Annotated in this window: 15 protein-coding genes; 6 read left to right on the top strand and 9 right to left on the bottom strand. The window is 45.0% G+C overall.

The features are described 5' to 3' along the window. Positions 1 to 4: 4 nt before the first annotated feature. Positions 5 to 4,045, bottom strand: coding sequence for an amino acid adenylation domain-containing protein (locus CKK33_RS10425; RefSeq protein ID WP_095704050.1), 4,041 nt, complete (start codon positions 4,043 to 4,045; stop codon positions 5 to 7). Continuing rightward, the gene (locus CKK33_RS10420) at positions 4,045 to 10,743 is read right to left on the bottom strand and encodes a polyketide synthase (protein ID WP_233138188.1); all 6,699 of its coding nucleotides are present in this window, start codon (positions 10,741 to 10,743) and stop codon (positions 4,045 to 4,047) included. Before CKK33_RS10420 ends, CKK33_RS10425 begins: the two co-directional genes overlap by 1 nt. A 643-nt stretch (positions 10,744 to 11,386) precedes the next feature. Between CKK33_RS10420 and CKK33_RS10415 the strand changes: the two genes are divergently transcribed. Further along, complete coding sequence (locus tag CKK33_RS10415) at positions 11,387 to 13,825, top strand: SLBB domain-containing protein (protein ID WP_233138187.1); 2,439 nt, start codon at positions 11,387 to 11,389, stop codon at positions 13,823 to 13,825. Positions 13,826 to 13,927: 102 nt separating this feature from the next. Here the strand turns inward: CKK33_RS10415 and CKK33_RS10410 are convergent, their stop codons facing one another. After that, positions 13,928 to 15,058, bottom strand: coding sequence for a PepSY domain-containing protein (locus CKK33_RS10410; RefSeq protein ID WP_095704048.1), 1,131 nt, complete (start codon positions 15,056 to 15,058; stop codon positions 13,928 to 13,930). 165 nt (positions 15,059 to 15,223) lie between these two features. Here CKK33_RS10410 and CKK33_RS10405 point away from each other — a divergent pair, with 165 nt between their 5' ends. Continuing rightward, a complete protein-coding gene (locus tag CKK33_RS10405; RefSeq protein ID WP_095704047.1) occupies positions 15,224 to 15,703 on the top strand; it encodes a CinA family protein in 480 nt (159 codons plus the stop codon). A gap of 4 nt (positions 15,704 to 15,707) precedes the next feature. Further along, the gene (locus CKK33_RS10400; RefSeq protein WP_095704046.1) at positions 15,708 to 16,199 is read left to right on the top strand and encodes a DUF421 domain-containing protein; all 492 of its coding nucleotides are present in this window, start codon (positions 15,708 to 15,710) and stop codon (positions 16,197 to 16,199) included. 29 nt (positions 16,200 to 16,228) lie between these two features. Here the strand turns inward: CKK33_RS10400 and CKK33_RS10395 are convergent, their stop codons facing one another. Further along, positions 16,229 to 17,119: an SDR family oxidoreductase gene (locus CKK33_RS10395; protein WP_233138186.1), complete on the bottom strand. Its 891-nt coding sequence runs from the start codon at positions 17,117 to 17,119 to the stop codon at positions 16,229 to 16,231. A gap of 279 nt (positions 17,120 to 17,398) precedes the next feature. After that, positions 17,399 to 18,565 (bottom strand): zinc-dependent alcohol dehydrogenase, encoded by a 1,167-nt coding sequence (locus CKK33_RS10390; RefSeq protein ID WP_095704044.1) that lies wholly within the window; start codon positions 18,563 to 18,565, stop codon positions 17,399 to 17,401. Positions 18,566 to 18,755: 190 nt separating this feature from the next. Here CKK33_RS10390 and CKK33_RS10385 point away from each other — a divergent pair, with 190 nt between their 5' ends. Genes CKK33_RS10385 through CKK33_RS10375 form a run of 3 tightly spaced genes read left to right on the top strand, consistent with a single transcriptional unit; the run spans position 18,756 to position 22,442 of the window. Then, positions 18,756 to 20,531 (top strand): carbamoyltransferase C-terminal domain-containing protein, encoded by a 1,776-nt coding sequence (locus tag CKK33_RS10385; RefSeq protein WP_095704043.1) that lies wholly within the window; start codon positions 18,756 to 18,758, stop codon positions 20,529 to 20,531. Then, the gene (locus CKK33_RS10380) at positions 20,476 to 21,444 is read left to right on the top strand and encodes a glycosyltransferase family 2 protein (protein WP_095704042.1); all 969 of its coding nucleotides are present in this window, start codon (positions 20,476 to 20,478) and stop codon (positions 21,442 to 21,444) included. The genes CKK33_RS10385 and CKK33_RS10380 overlap by 56 nt, the downstream gene beginning before the upstream one ends. Before the next feature lie 5 nt (positions 21,445 to 21,449). Further along, the gene (locus tag CKK33_RS10375; RefSeq protein WP_095704041.1) at positions 21,450 to 22,442 is read left to right on the top strand and encodes a glycosyltransferase family 9 protein; all 993 of its coding nucleotides are present in this window, start codon (positions 21,450 to 21,452) and stop codon (positions 22,440 to 22,442) included. On the opposite strand, the gene CKK33_RS10370 is transcribed toward CKK33_RS10375, so the two are convergent. Genes CKK33_RS10370 through CKK33_RS10355 form a run of 4 tightly spaced genes read right to left on the bottom strand, consistent with a single transcriptional unit; the run spans position 22,369 to position 26,306 of the window. Then, positions 22,369 to 23,499, bottom strand: a complete 1,131-nt coding sequence (locus tag CKK33_RS10370; protein ID WP_095704040.1) for a glycosyltransferase family 9 protein — start codon at positions 23,497 to 23,499, stop codon at positions 22,369 to 22,371. The two genes, CKK33_RS10375 and CKK33_RS10370, sit on opposite strands and share 74 nt — an antisense overlap. Beyond that, positions 23,480 to 24,061: an HAD-IIIA family hydrolase gene (locus tag CKK33_RS10365; RefSeq protein WP_095704039.1), complete on the bottom strand. Its 582-nt coding sequence runs from the start codon at positions 24,059 to 24,061 to the stop codon at positions 23,480 to 23,482. Before CKK33_RS10365 ends, CKK33_RS10370 begins: the two co-directional genes overlap by 20 nt. Continuing rightward, positions 24,061 to 25,335 (bottom strand): glycosyltransferase family 1 protein, encoded by a 1,275-nt coding sequence (locus CKK33_RS10360; protein ID WP_095704038.1) that lies wholly within the window; start codon positions 25,333 to 25,335, stop codon positions 24,061 to 24,063. Before CKK33_RS10360 ends, CKK33_RS10365 begins: the two co-directional genes overlap by 1 nt. Then, positions 25,332 to 26,306: a glycosyltransferase family 4 protein gene (locus tag CKK33_RS10355; protein WP_095704037.1), complete on the bottom strand. Its 975-nt coding sequence runs from the start codon at positions 26,304 to 26,306 to the stop codon at positions 25,332 to 25,334. Before CKK33_RS10355 ends, CKK33_RS10360 begins: the two co-directional genes overlap by 4 nt. Positions 26,307 to 26,411 lie beyond the last annotated feature (105 nt).

Raw genomic sequence — 26,411 nt, 5'->3', positions numbered from 1 at the left:
TGTATTAATAGTTAATTTTATCCAAACAGTCCTGCAGTACCCGTGCAAAAACTTTATCATTAGGCTCTTTAAACATGGTGTTATGCTCACCCGGTACGTTATGGATATTAATGCCCTTTAACGCGTAAGGTTTCCAACCCATATAAACATAATCGTCCAGGTAATAAGAACGGGTTTCAGCCCTAAAGAGCTCTATTTCCAGGTCTGATGGTTGTATACGATAATACTTTTGCGCTATATCATTCATTTCATCTATCCGGTGAGAATACCCGAAAAAGCCGGCCTGATTTTGTTCTTTACCATAGCGCAGTTTCCAAAACAGGCGGGTCAAACCACGCTTTACAGCCGTTGATCGTTTATTAATGGTTTTGATGAAACCATCCTTAAAGGTGACGGAATGCCAGATCTTTCGTCCAAAGTATAAACCACGTTTTAACAACTGAGTGGTAAGCGGGTCATAATGCGGTGTGCGATAAGCATAAGTATCAAACATACCCAGCATCCGTACATCCTTGTTCAAGGCTTTCATTTGCCTGGCCATTTCAAAAGCAATGAGCCCACCAAAAGAAAAGCCCGCCAGCGCATACGGCCCGTCAGGATTTTTCGCCAGTATGGAGGCTATGTAATGAGCAGCCATATCTTCAATACGGTTAAGCGGTTCGTCTACCCCATTGAGGCCCTTGGCCTGCAAGCCATATACAGGCTGGTCGGCATCAAGGTGTTTGGCAAGCGTATTAAATAACAACACGTTAAGCCCTGCACCATGTACAATGTAAATAGGTACTTTGGTACCTGTTGGTTTAATAGGCACTAATGAGTCCCATGAGATAGCATTACTGTCGTTATCCAGTACCGATGCCAGCTTCTCAATGGTCGAGTTTTCAAACAGTATGGCTAAAGGTAACCGCTCCCCTGTTTCCTTTTCTATGCGGGCCATTACTTTAACTGCTATTAAGGAGTGCCCGCCTAACTCAAAAAAGTTATCGTGTATACCCACCTGTTCAATGCCCAGCATTTCGGCCCATATTTTTGCCAGCAGTTGCTCATTTTCGGTTGTGGGTGCAACATAACGAACCGTTTCAACGGCTTCCACATCCTGCGCGGCGAGTGCTTTCTTATCTACTTTCCCATTGGGTGTAAGCGGCATTTCGTCCGTCACCACAAAATTATCCGGTACCATATAATCGGGTACGGCATTTCGCAATGCCACACGCCATTGATGTATCAGATCGGTATAATCCTCTATTTTCTTATACTGCTCGTTGAGCACTATGTAGGCTACCAGTTTAGCCACCCCGTTTTTATCGTTACGTGCAATTACAACAGCCTGCTTTATCGCCTCTTCTTTGGAAAGATTGTATTCTATTTCTCCCGTTTCAATGCGGTAACCCCTTATTTTTACCTGGGCATCTATACGCGAAAGATAAACAAGTTCGCCATCAGGCGTAAAGGTTCCCAAATCACCCGTGCCATACATCATGGCGCCAGGCGTGTTGTCAAACGGGTCGGCAACAAACTTTTCGGCTGTAAGCTCGGGCCGGTTAAGGTATCCTTTAGCAACACCTTCCCCACCAATAAATATTTCGCCCGCGGCCCCGGGTGCCAGCATGTTATAAAACTTATCTAAAACATATATATAAGTATTATCAATGGGTCTTCCAATATTAATGGATTCGTCTGTAGCTTTTATTTCTTTTAAGGTAGACCATATTGTTGTTTCGGTAGGCCCGTAAACATTCCATAAAGATGTTGCCCTCTCCAAAATACGGGTGGCAAGGTCCATAGGTAAGGCCTCTCCTCCGCGTATTACTTTTATCCGCTCGTTTTTCCAGCCGGATTCGAGCATGATACGCCATGTATATGGCGTTGCCTGCATAACCGTAATATACTCCTTGCGGATGATATCCAGCAATACATTCCCATCTTTGGCAGTACCTGCGTCAGCCAGTACAATTTGAGCGCCTGTAATGAGCGGCAGCCATAACTCCAGCCCCGCAATATCAAAGCTGATGGTGGTAACCGCCAGCAGTTTATCGGTATTGGTAAGCCCGGGCTGCTTTTGCATGCTGTACAAAAAATTCACCACGTTGTGATGTTTGATCTGTACTCCTTTAGGCTGCCCTGTTGACCCGGATGTGTACAGGATATACAAGAGGTCATCGCCATTTACTTCTACCAAAGGATCTGTTTCCGGATAATTTCCAAGGCTTGGTATTACCTCTTCAAGCAATAGTTCTTTGGCGTTAGATACGTAACGCTGACTGTAAATCTTAGTGGTGATCAAAACAACCGCACCCGAATCCTCCAGCATGTAATTAATGCGGTTGATGGGAAATATCGGGTCGAGCGGTAAGTAAGTAGCCCCAGCTTTCATGATGGCCAGTAGTGCCACAACCAGGTCAGCGTTCCTATCCATGGAGATAGCTACCTTATCACCCGGCTTAACACCTTTTTCAATCAAAACAGCAGCTAACTGGTTGGCTTTTTTGTTAAGCTGATTATAAGTCAATTCCTGCCCGTTAAATTTTAACGATATTCTATCAGGATATTGCGACGCGGTTTCGCTGATGATATGATGCAGCGGCTTATCCTTAGGGTATGCCACTTGTGTGTTATTCCACTTGGTTAACAGTTCTTTTACCTGCTCCGCGTTCATGAGCGGTATTTTACCTATCAATGCATCCGGATTTTTGATCACATACCGCAGCAGGTGTTCAAACTCCTGCATGAAACGCGAAATGGTTGCCGGCTGGAATAACTGAGTATTATACGACCATTCAAAGGTAAGCGTGCCTTTATTATCGGTAATATTTAAGAATATCTCAAAGGTTTCGTACTCACGCGGGTTATTGATGTAGCGATGTTTAAGCTCGTGAAAAGCGATACCATCATCCATACCAATGTCAATATTGAATATGACCGGCACCAGCGGTAACCGTGATGGATCGCGAGGAATAGCCAATCGCTTAAGTAAGCTGCCAAAGGTATACTGCTGATGATCGTACGCGTCCAGAACCGTATCTTTTCGTTCTTTGAGATAGTTGGCAAAAGTTTGGTTTCCATGCGGAAAACTTCGCAGCGGTAACAGGTTAACGCAATGCCCTACAAGGCTAAAGTTGCCCGTGGCCGACTGCCCTGCGGCGGGTAAACCTACAATAACTTCATCCTGCCCGGTAATCTGATGCAAAAGCACTTCAAAAGATGCCAGTATAGTAGTTACCAAACTTACCCCTGTTTTACGTGCGAAAGCTTTTAAATCGTTTACCAGTAAAGTATCCAGCCCGTAATCGGCCCGTGTGCTTTTAAAGGTACGTGGTACGGGCCGTGGGTTGTCTGTAGGTATGTCTAACAGGTGATCGCTACCCTTAAATTGCTCTATCCAGTATTGCTCGGTTTCCAGGTGCTCGGCATTGTTACATGTGTTGGCCTCCTCTTCAGCATATTGGCTAAATCTTGGTGTAGGCGGCAAATCAACTTCGAAGCCTTGTGCAAAGGCAGAATAAAGCTTTCCAAGTTCCTGCATAATGATCCCCATTGACCAGCCATCGCAAACAATATGATGGGTAAGCAATATGACCATGTGCTCATCTGCGCTGAGTTTTATTAAGGCCGTCTTAAAAAGCGGCCCGTTAACCAGATCTAATGGTGTTATTGCCAGTTGCTTATTATAATTTTCAATAAACAATTTGTTTTGCGCGTCATCCTGTCCTGAAAGGTCATAATAGTCAACCTTTACCGATGGATTATTATAAATAATGATATGCTCGCCACTGGCGCTAAATACGGTGCGTAAAGCTTCGTGCCTGTCGCTAAGTGCTTGTATGGCGGCAAACATGGCTTCCTTATCAAACGCGTGTCCGGTAAGCGTGATGGTAGCAAAATCATTATATGCGCAATTGGCATCGTTTCCGCCGATAAGGCACGATGTCCAGATCTCCATCTGGGGTTCGGTAGCAGGGGCAATTAGTAAAATTTCGGGCCCGGTAAACGGGTTAAACGCTTCAGTGCTAACCTGGGGATTATATGTAGCTGTCTGTTCGGGCATTAATTATTACTGATGTTGTATTGCAAATACTTTCCCGGGTTGGCCTTATCCTCTATAAACCAGGCGGGGTTTCCTTCTTTATCGCGTCCCAGCCTTGCTCCGGCAACTGGTGGGGTATTCATTGCTGCGAGATTAACCGTTTTAACCTCATGATCAGCCGAGGTATTTCCAGGCTGACTTTGTTTAAAAAAGCCAACATCAACCATCTCCTGTATGCTCGCGCTAAATTGCGCTATCATAAAGTCTACGTCCTGCTCTGAGTGGGCATCAGTCATAAAGCACGGAAAACCGTCGAGTATGTGTATGCCCTTCAGCCGCATAAGTGTAAACAGCAATTCGCTGTACGGTATCTCTTCGAAAAATTTAATACGCCATAGCGAACCAAAACCTACGGTAGAAACAGGAATATCCAGCTTACGGCAGGTAACTTCCATTCCCTCTCTTAAACGTGTGGCCAGGCCTGTAAGTTTTTCCTGCAAAGCAGGCCCACGTTCTTTCATGTATAATAATGACGCTTTAGCTGCAGCGAGAGCTAAGGGATGGCGTACAAAAGTTCCGGCGAAATACGTCACACCCACTTCCGGTACCGAATCATCGCCATATTGCCAGTAGCCACCATCAAGCGCGTCCATATATGCTGCTTTACCGCATATTGCGCCAACCGGCATGCCTCCGCCTATTACCTTGCCGTAAGTACCCAAATCCGCTTTGATACCAAACAAAGCCTGCGTACCACCGGGATGAAAACGGAAACCGCTGATCACCTCGTCAAACACAAGGCATATCTGCTTTTCGGCAGTAAGTGTCCTCAGATTCTTAAGAAACTCAACCGGTTGAAATTCAGGGCGCCTGCTTTGTACTGGCTCTACCAATACCGCCGCTATGTCATCGGCACGCTCGCTGATTATACGTAAGGCTTCGTCCGTACCATAATCGAGGATGAGCATATTTTGAACGTTTTCCGGCAAAATACCTGATGCGGCAGGGAACGTTTTTAACTTTTTGGTACCACGTACAATCACCTCATCCATAATACCATGATACGAACCGCTAAAGGCCACAATGAGTGACCTTCCGCTTACCGTGCGCGCTATACGCATTGCCCCAAGTACAGCTTCAGAACCTGTATTGCATAATGCCGCGCGATCATGGCCTGTAAATTCACACATCAGCTTACATACCTCACCAGCGAGTTCATGCTGCGGGCCTATTTCATAGCCAAGGTCTATCTGCTCATGTATGGCCTTTTTTAATACATCAGGCTGATAACCTAACATATTTGAACCAAAGCCATTTAGTGCGTCAATGTATTCGTTGCCGTCAACATCCCACAAGCGGTTACCTTTTGACTTATTGATAACTATAGGATATACCACCTCTTTGGTTAACGGGCGAAACCCGCTCACTACCCGTGGATCGGCCATGTAGGCCCTGTGCTGTTGTGTTTGTTCTTTGCTCTTACGTGTTTTATCGTTGTACCTTTTGGTAAGGTCAGCAAGCCAGGCCATTTGCTTATCGTCAAGCTCCTGCACTTTTCGTTCAATGCGTGCAGTGGCCCCAAACGGTTTTTTTATCTCTACCATCTCCTCCTCGGTTACCTCCGGCTCCTGGTCGAGCAGTAAGGGCGCCACAGGTTCGCTTTGCAGCCCGTTGGGGATTGGTTGGTGGTTGGTGGGGGTATGGTTGGCCGTTTTGGCTTCATAACCCTGTAACTGCGCTATCTGGCCGGCCAATAATTGCAGTTGCTGGCTAATCATGTTAAGAGCAACCTCGCTTCCATTACCCGTTAGTGGCATGGCTCGCGGCATCGGAGCCGCCTGGGTATAAACTGCCTGTTTGTTGGCTGCCGGCGTTGCGGTGTTCGTGGCTGGAGCCGGTTCAAACTGCCCTGCCGGTATGGTTTTGTCCAGGAAATCTGCCAGCAGGTTGATAGAGTTGTAATCTTCAAACAGTTTCCTGAAGGTGATATTTACATTGAACGTTTTTTTAAGATTGGTGGCTATCTGGGTAAGCAAAAGCGAATCGAACCCGATCTCAGGGAAGCTGACATCAGCAGAGGCATTATCAATGTCTATACCCGCTGCATCAGCGAATATGCCCTGGAGTTTACCGGCCAGAAAATCTTTTCTCGTCATGGTATTTTGTATGATATTCTCTTGTATAGTTAAAGATAGCGAATCGGGCACTATTTCTCCCGGCTGGTAATTTACTGTTAATGCAGGGGTTGCCAGCGCTGGTTCTACCCAATATATCTTATGATCAAAAGCGTAGGCAGGTAGAGTTAAACGTTTATGCCCATCCCCGTAAAACTTATTCCAGTTGGGTGTAATACCGTTTAACCAAAGCTGCCCCATGGCTTTTAGGGCAGACACATACTCGGGCTGCTTATTGTTATCTATCCCGGCAATGGTAGTTACCACATCTACAGGTGCCTGCTGGGCGGCAAGGGTGGCCAGGGTGCGGCCCGGACCTACCTCTAATAATACGCGGCCTTTTTCTTCACACACACGGTCTACAGCACGGGCAAAATGTACCGTTTTACGTAAATGGTTAGCCCAATAAGCCGGATCGGTCGCTTCGGCCTCGGTAAGCCAATCGCCGGTAACGGTAGATAATACCGGTTTCACCGGGCGGTTAAGCTGTACCGTGCGCACAACGCTTTCAAACGGTGCTACGATACCATCCATCATGGCCGAGTGAAAGGCATGGCTGGTTTGCAACATACGGCCGGGTATACCTTTCGCCTCCAGTTGCACGGCAAATGCGGCGACGGCTGCTTTTGTGCCTGCTACTACAGATAGTTTGTTGCTGTTGACCGCCGCTATCGACAAATCAGCAGGTAGTATTTTTTCCAGTTCATCCGGCGCTACCCGTACGGATAGCATATCACCTTCGGCCACTTCGCTTACCAGGCGGGCACGTTCAGTGATCAGTTTAAGGGCATCTTCCAAACTGAATATCCCCGCCAGGTGCGCTGCAACAAATTCGCCAATGCTATGCCCCATCAGTATGGCCGGCTCAATGCCCCAGCTGATCCATAGCCTGGCCATGGCGTAAGAAGTGATGAAGATAGCCGGCTGGGTATAAAAAGTATTTTTCAGTTTTTCCGCGGCTTCAGCGGTTTCCTCAGCATATATTACATCAAGGATGCCGGCATGAGCCGTACCTTGCAGAATGGCCACGCACTCACTTACCGCAGCGGCAAATACGGGCTCATGTTTGTACAAATCATAGCCCATATTGAGGTATTGCGCACCCTGGCCAGGGAACATAAATACTACTTCTGTTGCCTGCTGGTTAAGCACCTTTGAATTGGTTACATCCCTTTTGTAATTCATGAGCTTTTCCATCAGGTCCTGCCTGTCGGCGGCTATGATGAAATTACACTCGCGCATATCCGCACGTGTGGTATGCAACGTATAAGCTATATCGCTTAAGCTGGCTTCGGGATGATCCTGTATATAATAGTACAATCTATCCGCGTACTTTGAAGCGCTGGTAGCGGTTTTAGACGACCAACTGATCAGCTCAAACGGGCGTTGCTCAATGGTTTCATTATCTTCATTTTGCTGATATTCTTCCAGTATCGTGTGTACATTGGTCCCGCCTACTCCAAATGAGCTTACACCTGCTATTCGTTTGCCTACAGCCCCCCAGTTACGTAAGGATGTGTTGACAAAGAATGGACTTTCAGTGAAGTCGATATTAGGGTTCGGCCTTGTGTAATGCAATGAAGGCGGTATTTGCCGGTGATACAGTGCCAGCGTAGTTTTAATGAACCCTGCCACACCCGCCGCTGCTACTAAATGCCCCATGTTACTCTTGATAGAGCCTATGGCGCAATACTGGTTATGTTCCTGCTTGCCAAAAGCCAGGTTTAAGCCTTCTATCTCTATAGGGTCGCCTAAAGCAGTGGCTGTGCCATGAGCCTCAATGTAGGAAATGTTAGCAGCCTCTACACCTGCGTCGGCGATAGCCATAGCAATAGCCCCTGCCTGCCCGTCAGCGCTTGGCGCAGTGAAGCTACCTTTTCCGCCACCGTCGTTATTCAACCCTACTCCTTTTAAAACGGCATAAATGGTATCGCCATCTTTTATGGCATCATCCATATTTTTGAGCACTACTATACCGGCTCCATCGCTAAATACGGTACCATCACTCTCGGCATCAAACGGGCGGCAATGCCCATCGGCGCTGAGCATGGTTCCTTGTTGATAAAGATGCCCACTGTTGATAGGTGTACTGATGGATGCCCCTCCGGCAAGCGCTACCGTACATTGGCCGTTCCGAATGGCATCGGCCGCCTGCGCAATAGCCAGCAAAGAGGTAGAACAGGCCGCGTGTACGCTTACAGCGGGGCCGGTAAGGTTTAGCTCATAAGCTGTGCGGGTAGCTATATAATCTTTCTCGTTTATGGTAGCGGTTAAGAACCGCCCTATATTCTCTATTTTATCAGGATGCGCTAATACATTATTAATATAATAGGTATTGTTACCTACACCGCCGTAAACCCCAATTACCCCATTGTAATGTTCGGGTAAATGCCCGCTGGTTTCAAGCGCCTCCCAGGCCAGCTCCAAGAAAATACGCTGTTGAGGATCCATCAACTCCGCCACTTTAGGGTTAATGCCAAAAAAAGCGGCATCAAAGCCTTGAGCACCTTCAACAATACCGCGCGCTTTTACATAATTAGGCGCATTGCGTATTTCGATAGGAATGCTTTTATCCAATTCTTCGTCGCTGAAGAAAGAGGTACTTTCCCGTCCTTCGGTAAGCAGCTTCCATAACTCATCTACATTATTAGCACCGGGAAAACGCACCGCCATGCCTACCACAGCTATATCCTGGTTACCGTTATTTCTCGGCTTTGCAGCATTTACCCTGGCTACTGTTTTGTTGCCATCGATGTAGGATGCTATGCCATTTACCGTTGGGTATTGGTATACTTTAGTAATAGGTAAAGTATAATTGTACTGCTTTTTTAAAGCGGCAACTGTTTTAAGTGCCAGTATGGAATTACCACCCAGCTCAAAAAAATTGTCGTAAACGCCTACCCTGTCTATTTGCAGCAACCCGGCCCAGTAATCTGCTATTCGTTTTTCTGTTGGGTTAGCGGGCGCTTTATACAGCACCGATAATTCAGGGCGCTGCATATGAGGCGCGGGGAGTTTATTGCGGTCGATCTTACCACTGGTAGTTTCCACAAAGCCATCAACCCATACAAAAGCGGACGGGATCATGTATTCGGGGAGGTGCTTCTCCAGGCTATCGCGCAGGTAAGAAATATCTTTTTTGTCGCCCCCGGCCTTTAAATAAGCTACCAACCGTTTCTGGCCCGGCACATCTTCCCGTGCCGCCACAACAGATTGCTGAATGCCATCCATCTGGTTAAGTAATACCTCAATTTCCCCTATCTCAACCCGGTTACCACGTATTTTTACCTGGGTATCCTTGCGGCCCAAATACTCGATGTTCCCATCAGGCAGGTAAAGGCAAAGGTCGCCGCTGCGGTATACTTTACGGGCATTGCCATCGCCGTCTTGCCAGTCTACAAATTTTTCCGCGGTAAGGTCGGCACGGTTAAGGTAACCCTCGGCCAAACTAATGCCGCTAATGCATAATTCTCCCTGTTCGCCATCAGGTACCTGCTGTAGTTGTTCATCCAACACAACAATATTAACACCATCAATAGGCTTGCCAATATTGGGCAGCAGTGGCCAGGCATCAGGCGAACCTTCCAGTTTTAAGGCGGTGCTGCAAACGCTGGCCTCTGTAGGGCCATACATGTTATAAAAAATACAGCCGGGCAAAGCCTTAAAAAAGCGGAGTATCTGCGGCGTAACCTTTAACTGCTCTCCCGCGCTGATCACATCCTGCAATGACGCGGGAAAGAATTGTTCGGCATCGGCAGCCTCAGTTAAATACTGTAGTGCCACAAAAGTGACAATGATGCGGTTTACCTGTTGGTCGTTAATATACTTAAGTAGCCTTATTGGGTCAATACGCACCTCCTCCTGCACCAGCACCATGGTACCGCCTGTACATAAGGTACAGAGTATCTCCATCACAGAGGCATCAAATATCAGTGGCGAAAACTGAAGCGTACGATGCCCAATGCCCAGGTATGGCGCTATGCGTTGGTTCCATTTAATCAAATTGATGGGCCCGGCATGGGCCACGCAAACGCCTTTTGGTTTACCTGTAGAGCCTGATGTGTAAATGATATAAGCTATACCGGTTTTGGCAACCCTTATCGGCAATTCCTCTGGAGCCTGTATATCTCCGTCTGAAATGATAACGTTTTTAACGAGTTTTCCAAAAACATCCACATCTGCCGCCGGGGCAAGGCAGGTATCCATTCCGCTATCGAGAATAATATCCTGAAGGCGTTCGGCGGGAAAAGTGGGGTCTAAGGGTAAATACGCTTTACCTGCTTTTAATATGGCAAACAGGCTTACCATGGTAGCTATAGAGCGTGTAGCGCTTACTCCTATTACAAGCGCTTCGGGACTGGTTGCGGAAATTACTTCGGACACTTGAGTGGCCCTCCTATTCATTTCAGCATAGGTGATGCGCTCATCTCCAAATTGCACGGCTACTACATCAGGATGCTGCTTTGCTTGTTGCTCAAACAAATGGTGTAGCAGCATTTCACCTTCAGCACTTCCATAATATTTCTGATCGGCAAGGATACTCATTAAGTAATACGCACAAGATTTTACAACCTTGCGTTTTAGTTTATTGTTTAGATTGAAATCGGCATTAATATAGGAAATTAGGCGTTTATGACATTCAAATATTAAAAATATTTAAGCCTTTATACTGTTTTTATTGGTTTAAAACGTCTTATGAACATTTTTACTTATCTCAGAAAATTCTTTATTATCCTAAATCTGGTAACCGTTAAACCATTATTGAAAAACCTTTCAATTTGTAACCAGAAGAATAATAACTATTATTTAAATTTTAGCTATAGTGTTACAACAAGTGCATTTAGCCCGTAGAGTAGGTATTACACATACTGACAAAGTTGCATGCATACATTTACAAAGCTAAATCCGATTATTATTTTCATATTTGTACCCGTCAACACTATGAAAAATTCTCTATTAAAAATTATGTCTGCATTATATTTTCTAAACTTTTAACAAACAAAAATTTTACTTGATTGTAAATTGAGCATCAGCTTAAAAGTTAATTATTAAGGTGCCGCAATAAACGGTGTCAACCGTAGGTTATAGTGCAAATATCTAAACATCATTTTTCTGTCTCTACACATCACATATGATCTTTAAAAAATCACTTTATACCATTTTGGTCATGTTTCTTGTTTTTTTATGCATGAATAGCTATGGCCAAAATTTACAAAATATTAAAGTTGATGACCTGAATGACCAGCAAGTACTGGAACTGGTAAAAAAAGCGAACTCACTTGGCTACAGTGACGACCAGGCCGCCCAGCTTGCCGCTTCAAGAGGTATGCCTCCCGAAGAAATTGCTAAACTACGTGTGAGGATAAGTAATCTTCGTAATAAAGGCAATAACAACAATAACAACCAATCAACCGATACGGACACCATACCCTCGGGAAGAAAGATAAACGGTATGGCTGCTGACAGTAGCTCACGAAGCAAACAAAAGAGCATGGCTGACGCGTTTGCCAATCTGTCGCCTAAAATATTCGGTGAAAATTTATTCAGAGATGGTACTCAAACTTTTGAGCCCAACCTTAGGATAGCTACTCCCAAAAATTACGTAATAGGGCCTGATGATGAGATATTGCTGGACCTTACAGGTGATAACGAAGCCAGTTACCGGCTCAAAGTAAGCCCGGAAGGTACTATAAGAGTGCAATATGCCGGTGTGATAGCCGTTGGAGGCTTAACCATTGAGCGTGCCGAAACGAAAATAAAAGCGGCGCTATCTAAAACCTATCCTGCGCTTAGAACAGGCCGCACCACGGTTAATGTTAATATAGGTAACATTAGAAGTATTAGGGTAACCCTGGTTGGAGAGGTAAGAAAACCCGGGTCCTATACTGTATCTTCCTTGTCATCGGTATTTAATGCTCTTTACCTTTCAGGAGGGCCAAATGAGAACGGCTCATTCAGGGATATTCACGTAGTCAGGAACAATAGGGTTATACAAACCGTTGATATTTATGACTTTTTACTAAAAGGCTTGCAAAACAGCAATATACGCCTGCAGGATCAGGATGTAATTAGTGTGCCTGTTTACAAAAAACGGGTAGAGATGACTGGCGATGTTAAACGCCCCGGCATTTATGAAATGAAGGATGGCGAATCGTTAACTGATCTTATTAACTTCAGCGGCGGCTTTTCTTCAACCGCCTATACAGCATCTGTAAAAGTAGTACAAAATACTTCCCGTGAAAGGCAAATAGCCGATATACCGGCTGCTGAATTTGGCACCTACCGACCTAATAATGGCGATAAATTTACGGTTGAAACCATACTCAACCGCTTTGCAAACCGTGTACAAATACGCGGCGCGGTTTTCAGGCCCGGCGATTATGAACTAAGCAACGGTTTAACTTTAAGTAAGTTAATTACCCGTGCAGGTGGCTTAAAAGAGGATGCCTTTACTAACAGGGTTTATGTGCTGCGGTTAAACAAGGACAACTCATCCACGGTTTTGTCTGTTGATCTGAACGATGTATTAGCCGGCAGAACCACTGATCCCCTTTTACAGCGTGAGGATAAAGTAAGCATCAATTCATTACTTGACCTGCGCGATGAATATACTTTTGAGGTTAAAGGTGAAGTAAGGCTTCCGGGCACTTACAAATATGCCGATAACATGAGTGTTGAAACGGCCATACAAATGGCGGGTGGGCTTAAACCCGATGCAGCTTTTACCCGTGTGGAAGTTTCGCGGAGGATAAATAATGCAGATACTTCCGGCAGGTCGCTGCGTACGGCAGATCTTTTCACTATCGCGGTAGACTCTGACCTTACTTATCATGGACAGCCTTTTATTTTACAGCCCTTTGATGTGATATCGGTACGACTTGCTGACAGAAACCGCCCTCAACTTAACGTGCTGATAAAAGGCGAAGTTAAATATCCGGGCAACTACTCGCTTAAAAAGAAAAACGAGCGTATTTCTGATGTGCTTTTACGGGCTGGCGGTTTAACAATCCAGGCTTTCCCTGAAGGTGCTTCATTAAAGCGTCCCGGCACTGTCTTGGGCAACAACCCTAATGACAAAAATGATACGCTTAGCCAAAAAAATGAGCGTTTAAAACTCCTGAATTTAAAGAGGTTACAGGTACAGAATGGTGTAACTGACACGTCTAAAACAGCTTTAGGTAATGAAATAATCAGGAGCGATATGGTAGGCATTGACCTTAATGATATCATGAAACATCCTGGTGGAAAATCAGACCTTATACTACAGGATGGTGATATTCTTAACATTCCTACAGAACTGCAAACGGTAAAAGTATCCGGTGAGGTGTTAAAACCAATAAACGTAGTTTATGAAAAAGGTATGAGCCTTAGCGAGTACATCAATCGCGCAGGTGGATATGCATCAAGCGCCGATAAAAGGGCGGTATACGTTGAATATGCAAACGGCTCAGTTAAAGGCACTAAAAAATTCCTCTTCTTCCGCAGTCATCCGTCTGTTAAACCCGGCGCGGAAATATTTGTACCACAACACGCTCCAAGAGAAAAGGTTGGGATACAAGGCCTCATAAGTATTGCCACAGCGTTGGCCTCTTTAGCGGCAATAGTAACCGTACTACTCAGGAAATAATTAGCTTAAATAATTAAATACTTGTGGCAAAGATAGTTCTCTAAACGAATAAAGGCTCCCTTTGGGGAGCCTTTATTCGTTTAGACCTTTGACTAAATTATACTAAGTTACGACCAATTCCCTTTTTAAAGATACTGCTGGCTTGACCTTTTTAGATGATTTTTTCTGTTTGTTAAGCCATATGATCAGCCCGGTTACGGGTAATGATGCCGCTATGAGCGAAACAAGAAAATAAATGATCTTACCCCAGATACCAATTAACGTAAAACGGCCGGTATGCAGGTTATAGTTGCTGGCAGCTACCTTATCATAAGCATTATAATTTTTGAACAGATCAGCTTTGATAATCCGCCCGGTATATGGGTCAAAATATAAAGTATTTTGTTGCCTTACAATAGTATAAGAGTACCGCATCTGCACCCGGATGGCTCCGTCTTTGCCCGCTGGCGGGGCCATAAATGTTTCTATAGCACCCGGGTAATTATGCAGCATATATTGGTAAGCCTCATCCATACCATAAACCTTTTTGTTACCTGCTTTAACTTTTATCTTATCTTTTTTAGGCTTAGGGCTATTGGTTACAACGGCTACGCTGCTTTTAACCGAGTCATAAACAAAGAACATCCCGGTAAAAGCAATAATAATTAGGGGAATGGCCGCATAAAAGCCAAGTACACTATGAAGGTCATAATTGAGGCGTTTCCATTTACCAGCCTTAATTTTAATGCGCAATGCCTGTTTCAAGTGCCTTAACTGCTTTGGCAACCATAATACAAGGCCGCTCAGGCACATTATAAAAAATATGAGTACGTTGGCTTTCACTATAGCGCCCCCTACCTCTCCCATTAACAAATGCGTATGTAGTTTTAATACTACCGTGAAAAAATCGGTTTTAAGGTTTCGCACGGAAATAATTTTGCTGGTATAAGGGTCAACGCTAATAGCGCGATCCTTTTTACTGTAAAAAATAACCGCGGCATCGGCTTTTTCTTTAAAACGTATACTACTGAACTTAAAATCGGGATGGTGCAGCTTAATGGTATCTGCCATCTGCTTAAAAGTAGCCTTGTGCTCACCTATTCTTTCTACATGGTAAAATTCGCGCTGAAAAAGCTCCCGCCCTTCTTCTTCAAAAACCAAAATTGCAGCAGCAACCGCTACAATAAAAACAACAAGCCCGCTAACAAGTCCAAGAATGAGGTGTAGTTTGCCAACTAATTTTTTAAAACGCATTGTTGATCATCATTAATTAATAGCTACTCACATAGCCCCATATCGATCACTGCAAAAATATCTTTATTTAGATTAATTACAAATAAATACTTAAAAGAAGTACAACACTTATTCATTTGCAACAAAACACAACCAATAGTTGTTAAATAAGTAATTATTTTAATTATGGAGCAAAAGATAAATGAATGTAGCAAGTTAATTGCCGACAAAGGATTAACCATAGCATTCGCTGAAAGTGCCACAGCAGGGTGGTTATGTTCTGAATTTGCCTTATCCGAGTTTTCTGGTAGCGTACTCAAAGGGGGTATTGTGTGCTACGATGCGGCTTTGAAAGAAAGTCTGTTAAAAGTACCACATGAAATCATAGAACGATACATTCCCGAATCAATGGAAGTAACGGACGAGTTGGCCAAGCGTTTGCCAGCATTGATACCTGCTGACATTTGTGTCGGCGTAACCGGGCTTACCACACCCGGTGGCAGCGAAACACAGGAAAAGCCGGTTGGTACCATGTTCATTTCTATAACAATAAGGCATGAATTACATCATCAAAGATTTAACTTTTCCGGAGATTGCGAATCAATTATCGCGCAAACCATACAGGCTACCGCAGATATGCTTACCCATATTTTAGATACTGATTGATGCTATGAAAGATATATTGATCGATATTTTTGGTGAAGGCAAAAACCTCGATGCATTGCAAATGAGTTTGCGGGGTATTGTGGTTTTTTTCCTGGCGCTGATGATGATAAGAATTTCGGGCAGGCGCTCATTCGGTTTACGCGCACCCGTTGATAATATTGTGGCTGTATTATTGGGAGCTATCCTCAGCCGAAGCGTTGTAGGAGCCTCTGCCTTTGCCCCTGTTGTAATAACCTGTTTAGTGATTGTGTTTTTACACCGCTTTATAGGCTGGCTTACCGTAAAAAGTAAGTTTATACGTAAAACCTTTATAGGCAACACATTGGTACTATTCGAGAACGGCAAGTTCGATGAACCTAACATGAATGCTATGCAGGTTTGTCGCGATGATGTTTTACAAAGTATTCGCAAGTCGGCTCTCACAGAAAACCTGGAGCTGATAGAAAAAGTTTATATGGAAAACAATGGAGAGATCACTATAGTTAAGAAACAATAAAGGCGGCCAATGGCCGCCTTTATTGTTTCTCATGGTTGTCCACTACCACCTGCTGAGCCGTATACCTGCCCGGTTGCATAACTGGCATCGGCCGCAGCCAATTGCACATATATGGAGGCCAGCTCTGCCGGTTGGCCCGGCCTGCCCATTGGTGTTTGGCCGCCAAACTGTTTTAACTTTTCCATGGTGGCCCCACCGCTTACCTGCAGCGGAGTCCATATAGGGCCCGGCGCTACGCCATTCACACGGATGCCCTTCGGCGCTAATTGTTTTGCCAGAGATTTTACATAGTTCATGGTAGCGGCTTTGGTCTGCGCATAATCATAAAGATCTGGCGACGGATCATACGCCTGCTCTGATGTGGTACCAATTATAGCTGAACCCGGCTTTAGATGCGGCATTGCAGCTTTGATAGTCCAGAATGGCGCGTAAATGTTCGTCTTCATTGTGGCATCAAAATCATCGCTGCTTACATCCATAATGGTTTTGCGGGTTTGCTGGCGGGCGGCGTTGTTTACCAGTATATCCAGTCCGCCTAATTGTTTTACCGCCTCATCAACCATTCTCTTGCAAAAACTTTCGTCCCGAAGATCGCCGGGAATGGCGACTGCTTTTACCCCCTCTTTTTTCATCAGGGTAATTACTTCCTGCGCATCCTGTTCTTCGGCAGGCAGGTAATTGATGGCTACATCTGCACCTTCACGGGCATAAGCAATGGCCGCGGCACGACCCATACCAGAGTCACCGCCGGTTATTAAAGCCTTACGGCCTTTTAATCTGCCCGATCCTTTGTAGCTCGTTTCGCCATGATCGGGTCTTGGGTTCATTTTGCTGGCTAAGCCAGGCCAAGGCTGGCTTTGCTCCATAAAGGGCGGTTTAGGATACTTGGTTGTCGGGTCTTCAAGTGGTTTTGCTTCCATTGTATTATTTGTTATATTAGCTAATGCCGGGGCTGCAACAACCGCGGCTAACGTAGTTCCTAAGCCGGCAACCGCTTGTCGCCGGGTCATTTTTTTATCTTCAGACATGTTTTTTTGTATATAGCTTTAATTACTTTTCCTCTAAAGGCTTTTGCATCTCGCCATATCCCCGGCAAAAAGTTTACTCGACTCATACCTTCTACCGTTTATTGCGCTGGTTGTTATCACGCCTTTGCTCTCATAATTCACAACTGTTTTCATTTATTTGATAGTTCTATTTTATTGTTCCCATGGTTTTAAAACTACTTTAACACAGTCGTCCTCTTTGTTCTGGAACATATCATAACCTTTTGTAACCTCGCTCAAAGGCATTGTGTGTGAGATGATATCATCCAGCACAACTTTCTCCTGTTTAACCAGATCGATCAGATGATCAACATAGTTGATAACCGGTGCCTGCCCCATTTTAAGGGTGATACCTTTATCAAATAAGCGATGGAAAGGGAAGTTATCGTATGTAGAGCCATACACACCCATTATAGAAACAGTGCCCATACGGCGTACGGCTTTAAAGGCCATATCTAAAACCTTCATGCTGCCAACTTCAAAGTTGATAAGGGCTTTTGCTTTGTCTATAATGCTTCGTTCGGGTTCAAACCCTACGGCATCCACACATACATCAGCACCTCGACCGCCTGTCATTTCGCGAATAGCTTCAACTACATCAACATTGTGCGGATTTAGGGTTTCAACCTTGTTAACGACACGCGCACGCTCTAAACGGTAATCAAGCGGATCAATAGCGATCACCCTGCTTGCACCATTAATCCATGCTGCCTTTTGAGCCATCAGGCCAACCGGTCCCGAACCAAATATGGCTACAACCTCACCGCCTTTTAGCCCGGCCCAGTCGATTGCTGACCATCCGGTAGGAAAAATATCGGTCAAGAAAAGCACTTGTTCGTCGGTCAGATTATCGGGCACTACCCTTGGGCTGATGTCTGCATAAGGTACACGTACATACTCTGCCTGACCGCCTGAATAGCCGCCGTAAAGGTCGGTATAACCGAATAAGGCAGCACCTTTTTGATCGAGCATATCGCCATCAGGACCGTAGTGTTTGTAGTTTGAATTTTCGCAAGCGGGAGATGCACCATGCTGGCAAAAAAAGCAATGGCCGCAGGCTATCGGGAACGGCACTACTACCCTATCTCCGCGTTTAAGATTGGTAATAGAACTACCAACTTCCTCAACAATGCCCATAAACTCATGCCCCATTACCATTGGCTCTTTCTGTGGCACGCCGCCACTCAGAATATGCAGGTCTGAGCCGCATATGGCTGTAGATGTAACGCGGAGAATCACATCGCGTGAGTCTTCAATTCTCGGATCTTCAACGGTATCGTATCTAATATCGCCAGGTTTGTGAAATACGGCTGCTTTCATAATTATCTATTGTTTTTTATTCAACTACAACACTTTACAATTCTCCATAGTTTTAATTATTATCATTTTAAGAAAATTAATTTATTTAAAACTTAACACATTTCACTCTGTTGTTAAAGGGCTGCGTACCAAATACACTATTACTTTGGGAGCTTCAAAAGCACTTACATCTACCTTAAAAACCACCAGAATGTATACACTTGGAATAAATGCCGCTTTCCATGACTCCGCGGCCTGTATCGTAAAAGACGGTATTTTGCTTGCCGCTACAGAGGAAGAGCGTTTTACCCATTACAAACACGGCAAGCGGCCGGTGCCATTCTCCACTTGGGAGCTTCCTTTCCATGCAATTGATTATTGCCTTAAAGTGGCCGGCATCCATATCAACGATATAGACCATGTGGCTTATTCGTTTGACCCCTATTTACTTATTGGTGAAAAGTATCGAGGCAAGGAAACGATAGAAATTCCTTTTGAGGAAGGACGTTCGCATTTGAATGAAGAATTTGGTAATCCCTGGGAGCCCCTATTCCTGTCATCTATTTTAAACGCACCCGGCCAGTTGAGAGATGGTTGGCCGCATCATCTGCAGCAGCGGTTTATAGGCTGCCACATTGGCCGCGAAAAGTGGCATTTTGTTGAGCACCATATTTCGCATTCCGCAAGCGCTTTCAATTGCTCTCCGTTCCGCAATGCAGCGGTAATGACGGTTGATGGCCGTGGTGAGCAAGCGACTACCACCTACAATATTGGGCACGGCCAGCAATTAGACCGTATAGGCCAGGTAAACATGCCGCATTCCTTAGGGTTATTGTATGAGGATGTTACTACACATTTAGGGTTCCTCCATTCAAGCGACGAATACAAGGTAATGGCCTTAGCATCGTACGGCAAGCCGGAGTTTGTGAACGATTTTCGCGAGATAGTACAAATTGGCGCTAATGGGCAATATACCATCAACAACCAAAACCTAACGGAGCGTTTTGGCCCTAAACGCTTACGCCACGAAGAATTTACTAAACACCATTTTAACGTAGCACACTCCCTGCAATTAGTTTTAGAAGAAGCCATGCTGGAACTTACCGGCTGGTTACACGAAGAAACTAAAGAAGATAACCTATGCCTTGCGGGTGGTGTAGCGCTTAACTGTGTGGCCAATGCACGTATTCGCGACAAAGGCTTCTTTAAAAACATTTGGATACAACCTGCATCCGGCGATGATGGTACCGCGCTTGGTGCCGCCCTTTGGTTAGACGCGCAGCAACGGAAAAGCGATGAGAAGACTTTTGTAATGGACCATTGCTACTGGGGACCGCAATACAGTGACGCTGAAATTGAAAAGCAACTAAAGCTTTGGAAAGTACCCTATAGGAAGCTTGAAAATATTGCCGAAGAAACAGCGGACATTCTTGCGCAAGATAAAATTATTGGCTGGTACCAAGGACGCATGGAATTTGGCCCAAGGGCTTTGGGCAGCCGCTCCATACTGGCATCCCCTATTAACCCGGCCATGCAGGCAAGGTTAAACGAGGTAAAAGACCGGGAAGACTTTCGCCCGGTAGCACCTGTTGTATTACAGGAAAAAGCAGGTGAGTGGTTTAACAATGCGGAATACTCTCCGTTTATGCTGTTCATTTATGATGTAAAGGAAGACAAGGCCGATCAGATACCTGCTGTAAGGCATACTGACGGTACTGCCCGAATCCAAACTATAAACGAACAACAACATAAAGATTACTATGACTTATTGAAAGCATTTGAACGCAAAACAGGCGTGCCGGTATTAGTCAACACATCCTTTAATACCCTGGGCAAACCAATAGTTTGTACACCACGCGATGCGGTAGAATGTTTTTGGTCGTCGCCTTTTGATGCATTGATCATTGGTTCATTTGTAATAGAAAAAGAAAATGATAACCGTATCTATAGTGATACCGACGTATCAGCGGCCGAAGCTATTAGCTAATTGTTTAAAGGCGCTGCTTCAGCAAAAGTTTGACAAACATCAGTACGAAATTATTGTGGTGAGCGATGGGCCTGATGAACAAACTAAAGCTGCCATTAGCAAGTGGTCGCTTTACGATCATCCGCAGATAAAGTATCTGCCGCTCTCCCAAAAAAAGGGACCTGCAGGCGCACGTAACTATGGCTGGCTAAATGCAAAGGGCAGCATTATTGCTTTTACCGACGATGATTGCCTGCCTGATGCACATTGGCTGCAGCAGATAGTTGCCCATTGTGACCCCGAAAAAGAAATCGCTATAACCGGCAAGGTTATAGTGCCCATCAGCGGCCGCCCTACTGATCATGAGCAGAACACGGCGCATTTGCAAACGGCAGATTTTATTACAGCGAACTGCGCCTGTACAAAGAAAGCACTGATAAAGGCAGGCGGATTTGATGAGGAATTTGAGATGGCCTGGCGCGAAGACAGTGACCTGCATTTTAAATTCATTCACAATAACGTGCCTATTACCAGAGTAGAAAGTGCGGTTGTTGTACATCCGGTACGGCCATCTTCATGGGGTGTGAGCATTAAGGACCAGAAGAAGACCATGTATAATGCATTGCTCTATAAAAAGCACCCCGACTTGTATAACAGGCTCATTTGCCAGAAAACACCAGTGTTTTACTATTGCATTATCGCGGCTTTTATCATGATGCTGGCTGGGTGGATAAGCCATTATCCGGCGCTCGCAACAGTCGGCTTTGCCGGATGGGCCGGGCTAACCACATGGTTTATTTATAAAAGATTGCAACATACCAGCCTTGCCCCAAGCCATGTTTTAGAAATGATCTATACGTCAATTATTATCCCATTTGCCTCGGTGTTTTGGCAATGGTATGGAGCCATTAAATACCGCGTTTTATTTATCTGATAATTATGAAGATCCCTCCCTCCGAAATAAAGAAGATCGCCATATTCCGCGCACTGCAACTAGGTGATATGCTTTGTATAATACCGGCCATAAGGGCGTTGCGGCATGCTTACCCCAACGCGCAGATCACCTTACTTGGCTTGCCATGGGGTAAATCGTTCACTGAAAGATTTGGACAATACTTCGATAATTTTATCCATTTCCCGGGCTACCCGGGCCTGCCCGAACAGCAATTGGATAAAGCCGCATTTACCAGCTTTTTGAAACAGGTACAGGATGAACATTTTGATCTTGCCATACAAATGCAGGGTAATGGTTCTGTAGTAAACCCCATGGTTGAACTATTGGGCGCTAAGAATACAGCCGGGTATAAAATTGATGGACATTACGCACCGGATAATGGCTTATTCATGACTTACCCCGATGAAGGTCACGAAATTGAACGGCATATCCGCCTGATGGATTTTTTGGGCGTCGAGTCTCAGGGTAATGAGTTGGAGTATCCATTAACAACCGCGGATTATGATGCGTTAGATGCTTTACAGTTAGATATAGAACCGAAAAAATATGTTTGCATTCACCCCGGATCGAGAGGCAGCTACCGCCAATGGCCGGTAAAATATTTCGCTGCTCTGGCAGATTACTGTTTTGACGAAGGGTACAAAGCCGTGCTTACCGGCACCAAGGAAGAAAGTGACATTATTGAAGCTGTAATAAGCCACATGAGGCATGAGCCCATTAATACCGCTGGCAAAACATCTATGGGTGCTGTTGGTGTGCTGATACAGAATGCAGCTATACTAATTTCAAATTGCACGGGCGTTTCGCATATAGCGTCCGCGTTTAAAACGCCAAGCATCGTGATCAGTATGGATGGAGAACCACAAAGATGGGGGCCTTTAGATACGCGCGTTCATCGTACCATTAACTGGCTGCAATCGCCGGATTTTCATCTGGTATTCCGGGAGACAGTTGAATTGGTGAGCCTGGCGGGTTAAGCAGGCTCTTAACTGCTGTTGAAATGGCTTCTGCATCCGGCATTGCTACCGGCTCGCTGTATAACGTTCGGTTTACATATTGTATCACCTCATTACGGCTGCGCAGGTTCGCAGGCACTGCAAATGGCAAAACTACATGGGGTACCTTCCACGGCGTATGTTGTGGATTGGTTTGCGCATACAGCACAACCACAGGAGTGTTAACCGCGGCTGCGATATGTATGGTACCGGTGTTAACAGATACCAGCAGCGGTGAATGCTTAACCAGGCAAACAAATTCCTGAAGTGGAAAAAGTCCTGCACTTGAAAAGCAGCCTGCTCCTATTTCAGTTGCCAAACAATCTGCGCGTTCTTTTTCGCTTGAAGCTCCCGTAACCACGAGTTGATAACCATCATTTACTAATCTTTTACCTGCCTCAACCCAAAGCTTAAATGGATATTCTCTCTTTGGTTCGCTTACACCGGGGTGGATCAGCAACCAGGGCTTTGTTAAATCCACACCAATCACGTTAAGCTTGGTGGATATTCCCGGCCATAAATGATCATCAACTTCCAGACTTAAATTATCATTATTGGTATAAGCACCTACGGCAGCAACCAAATCGAGATCGCGCTGAACCTGGTGCTTTATAAGATCATATGGCTCCTTATCGGGCACCCAGTTGTTAATTAAATGATACGGATTCTCGCGGCAGTAAGCCAGTATATTGGGTATTCCTGCCAGGTAAGCCAGCATGGCCGTTGATTGTGGGTTTTGACTGTAAACCGTAAATATTACCGCGGCATCAAAGGCTTTGCTTTTAATATTGGCAATTATCTCATATAACGCCTCCGTTACTCCGGCTTCCGCGGTCTTCACCCAGGGCACATCATAGATCATTACTTCGTCAATCTCCGGCATCATCGGTGTAATGCCTTTAGCCATTGTTGAGGTAAGCAACGTTATACGGGCACCAAAACTTTCCTTAAGCGCACTAATGGCCGGCCCCGACATGATCAGGTCGCCCATGTTATCCGGGCGTATGCAGAGGATATTTTTACAGCCCTGCCAATTCATGTTGGTTTGATTTTAACATCAGCGTCGCAGCTTCGTCGATTGATTTAGCGGTAATTGTTGGTACTCTGTGATGACCGGGTACCCATTCGGTTTCGTTGCCGTTATCTATTAAAACTGTACTGCAACCGGCACGGTTACCTGCTTCCACATCGTTAAGGATATCGCCAATCATCCAGGATAATCCCAAATCGATATTATGCGCCACTGCTGCTGTTAACAGCATACCCGGTGCAGGCTTGCGGCAATTACAATCTTTATTGAAACCCGTTACAATACCATCAGGATGATGCGGACAATAATAAAACCCGGAGAGTTCGATCCCACGCTCCTGCAATAGCTGACTAATACGTTGCTCTACTCCTACTAACATCTTCTCCTCAAAAAAGCCACGCGCCACGCCCGATTGATTAGACACGATGACAAAAAGATAACCAGCAACTTGTAAGCGCTTTAGCCCCTCAATGGCATCAGCCTGAAGGGTTATTAACTGCGGATCGACATTGTAAGGAATGTCGGGTATCAGTGTGCCATCTTTATCCAGGAAAACTGCCCTGTTCTTCATTAAGCAGCCTGCGATTGCTTTTGAACTAATCTCGTAACCGGTGCAATATTCCGGTAAACTGCCTTAATCATATTGGCTACATTTGCCCAGGTAAAATAACGGTTAACGCGTTCAATAGCATTCTCACCCATATCGCTTAGCAGCATTTCATCGCTAAGTAAATCGTTAATAGCTTGCGCTAATTGCTTCGGGTTGTGAGGTTCAATCAATATACCCGTTTCTCCGTCTTTTACACTGTATTTAATTCCGCCTACATTTGAACCTATTACCGGTGTTCCGCAGGCCATGGCTTCTAATGGTGTAATCCCAAAAGGCTCATACCAGGGAGTGGTGATAAAAATATCGGCTGCGGCGTAATAATATTTGAGCTTATCGCGGTTTTTGCGCCCCGCAAATATCACCTGCTCAATAACTTCATTTTTGCGTGCAATATTAAGTAGCCTTGCATATTCGGGGCAGGTTTCTTCTTCCTGTTCTTCGCACTCGCCGCCAACAATCAGCAGCCTCACCTGTTTGGTTTTGGTTTTAACTCCGGCCAATGCTTCAATCACATTATCAACGCCCTTGCGTGGCACCATACGGCCCAACTGCAAAATAATGTGCTCATCTTGCGGTAAGCCTAATATCCTTCGCGCACACTGCTTATCCATCGGCGAAAATTCGTGGTGACTAAAGCCGCAAGGTACTACAGAAATTTTGTCTTCGTTAGCGTTGTAATATTTGATCAGGTCTTCCTTATCCTGAGGGCACTCTGCTATAATATGGTCAGCCATCTTAACAGCATTTTCTTCAATATCCAGGCGCTCAACAGGAAATTTATCCGCATCGTTCTGATGATTGCGCCTTACATGACCGAGTGCGTGGAAGGTAACCACGAAAGGTATGCCTAACTGCTCTTTTATGCCCATAGCCACCAACGCCGACATGAAGAAATTGGCATGCACCAAGGTGTATTCGATCTCTTCATGTCTTATAAATTTAAGCATGTTTGCTTTAAACGCTTTCATATGAGGTAATAGTTCCTCTTTAGGAACATTAGCCACCGGACCAGCTTCTATATTAATGACGCGCACACCGCTTACCCAGTTGACCACACTGGGCAAAGAAGAATCATCTTTCCGGGTAAACACATCAACCAGGTAACCTTGTGTTGCCAGTTGCTTGGCTAATTGGGCAACATATACGTTTTGCCCGCCGGTATCAACGCCGCCAAGGTTTGCAAGCGGCGATGCATGGTCGCTGATCATTGCGATCCTTTTCGTTTGATATTTCATGATGCTGTTATTAGGGATTCGGGTACCTGCCTGTTGGTCACTTCGCTAAAAAGTTGTTCCCAATCATTGGCAAAGCGCTGGATGTTAAAGCGCTGCATAGCTACCTTTCTGCCGTTATTACCTATTTCAAGAGCCAGTTGCGGCTCGTTAATTAAAAGCTTCATTTTTTCTACCAGGTAATCCACATCAGTATGGATAAAACCTGATACGCCATTTTCGATCACTGCTGATAGCTCTGTTGTGGCTAAACCAACAACAGGAATCCCCATCATCATGGCTTCACAAATGGCAAGTCCGAGGCTGGTATATCTGATTGGATTAAAAAAGAAACGGTAACGGCTTTGAAATTCTGGTAGCTGCGGATGCAACACCTCACCAAGTCCAAGGTCTCCTGTACCCATGCCCACCAAATCAAGCGGTACATGTTTACGAACGTTCATAAATATATCGTAACCCAGCAGGCGGCCACGCGCCGGCAGGTTATTAATTACTACAATGCCTTTGTCTAAATCACCTTTGTAAACAACACCGCTATCAGTTACGCCATGTTCAATAACACGGGTTGGCGTGTTGTTGCTGTCCCACATCAGGCGGTTAAAATGGGTAACATGCACCAGCGTAACCTCCGGATCATCAACTACGTGTTTTGTATCAGTTGGATGCTGGCGTGGCGGGTCATGCTCAATGTAGATACGCGGCAGTTTACGCTGCTCTTCTGAAAGTATCTCGTACTGGTCGGTTAAATAATTGTTATTGGTTTGATATACGATACAATCAAACGAATGATCTTTAACTTCTTCAGCAGGAATCTCGATAACATTGGCTCCGAAAGGAAAGGTTTCTCCCCTGCCATAGTATCCTTCGGTTTTTTCCGGCTTAGTTGGAATATAAATGTCGTAGTTTCCCTGAGATAGATAGAACAGATAGCTACCGTGGATATGCCACGTAAATATCTTTAGTTGGTTTTGCATGTGCGGTTGTTTGTGCCAAGAAGTAACCAAACGAAACGCCAAACAAAAATTTAACTACTAAATAAAATTATATATCAATAATAGTCAATTATTTACCTATAAATC

Origin of the sequence: Mucilaginibacter sp. MD40 (assembly GCF_002288635.1) — a bacterium.
Taxonomy (GTDB): domain Bacteria; phylum Bacteroidota; class Bacteroidia; order Sphingobacteriales; family Sphingobacteriaceae; genus Mucilaginibacter.
Note: the sequence above shows the minus strand (reverse complement) of the source record. Positions and strands in the feature narration are given on the sequence as shown.

Bases quoted from the DNA above. Each gene is read 5' to 3' on its own strand.
- CKK33_RS10405 (WP_095704047.1), top strand. From the start codon at position 15,224: ATGGAGCAAAAGATAAATGAATGTAGCAAGTTAATTGCCGACAAAGGA.
- CKK33_RS10385 (WP_095704043.1), top strand. From the start codon at position 18,756: ATGTATACACTTGGAATAAATGCCGCTTTCCATGACTCCGCGGCCTGT.
- CKK33_RS10395 (WP_233138186.1), bottom strand. From the start codon at position 17,119: ATGGAAGCAAAACCACTTGAAGACCCGACAACCAAGTATCCTAAACCG.
- CKK33_RS10370 (WP_095704040.1), bottom strand. From the start codon at position 23,499: ATGAATTGGCAGGGCTGTAAAAATATCCTCTGCATACGCCCGGATAAC.
- CKK33_RS10365 (WP_095704039.1), bottom strand. From the start codon at position 24,061: ATGAAGAACAGGGCAGTTTTCCTGGATAAAGATGGCACACTGATACCC.
- CKK33_RS10375 (WP_095704041.1), top strand. From the start codon at position 21,450: ATGAAGATCCCTCCCTCCGAAATAAAGAAGATCGCCATATTCCGCGCA.
- CKK33_RS10390 (WP_095704044.1), bottom strand. From the start codon at position 18,565: ATGAAAGCAGCCGTATTTCACAAACCTGGCGATATTAGATACGATACC.
- CKK33_RS10415 (WP_233138187.1), top strand. From the start codon at position 11,387: ATGAATAGCTATGGCCAAAATTTACAAAATATTAAAGTTGATGACCTG.
- CKK33_RS10355 (WP_095704037.1), bottom strand. From the start codon at position 26,306: ATGCAAAACCAACTAAAGATATTTACGTGGCATATCCACGGTAGCTAT.
- CKK33_RS10425 (WP_095704050.1), bottom strand. From the start codon at position 4,045: ATGCCCGAACAGACAGCTACATATAATCCCCAGGTTAGCACTGAAGCG.
- CKK33_RS10400 (WP_095704046.1), top strand. From the start codon at position 15,708: ATGAAAGATATATTGATCGATATTTTTGGTGAAGGCAAAAACCTCGAT.
- CKK33_RS10360 (WP_095704038.1), bottom strand. From the start codon at position 25,335: ATGAAATATCAAACGAAAAGGATCGCAATGATCAGCGACCATGCATCG.
- CKK33_RS10410 (WP_095704048.1), bottom strand. From the start codon at position 15,058: ATGCGTTTTAAAAAATTAGTTGGCAAACTACACCTCATTCTTGGACTT.
- CKK33_RS10420 (WP_233138188.1), bottom strand. From the start codon at position 10,743: ATGAGTATCCTTGCCGATCAGAAATATTATGGAAGTGCTGAAGGTGAA.
- CKK33_RS10380 (WP_095704042.1), top strand. From the start codon at position 20,476: ATGATAACCGTATCTATAGTGATACCGACGTATCAGCGGCCGAAGCTA.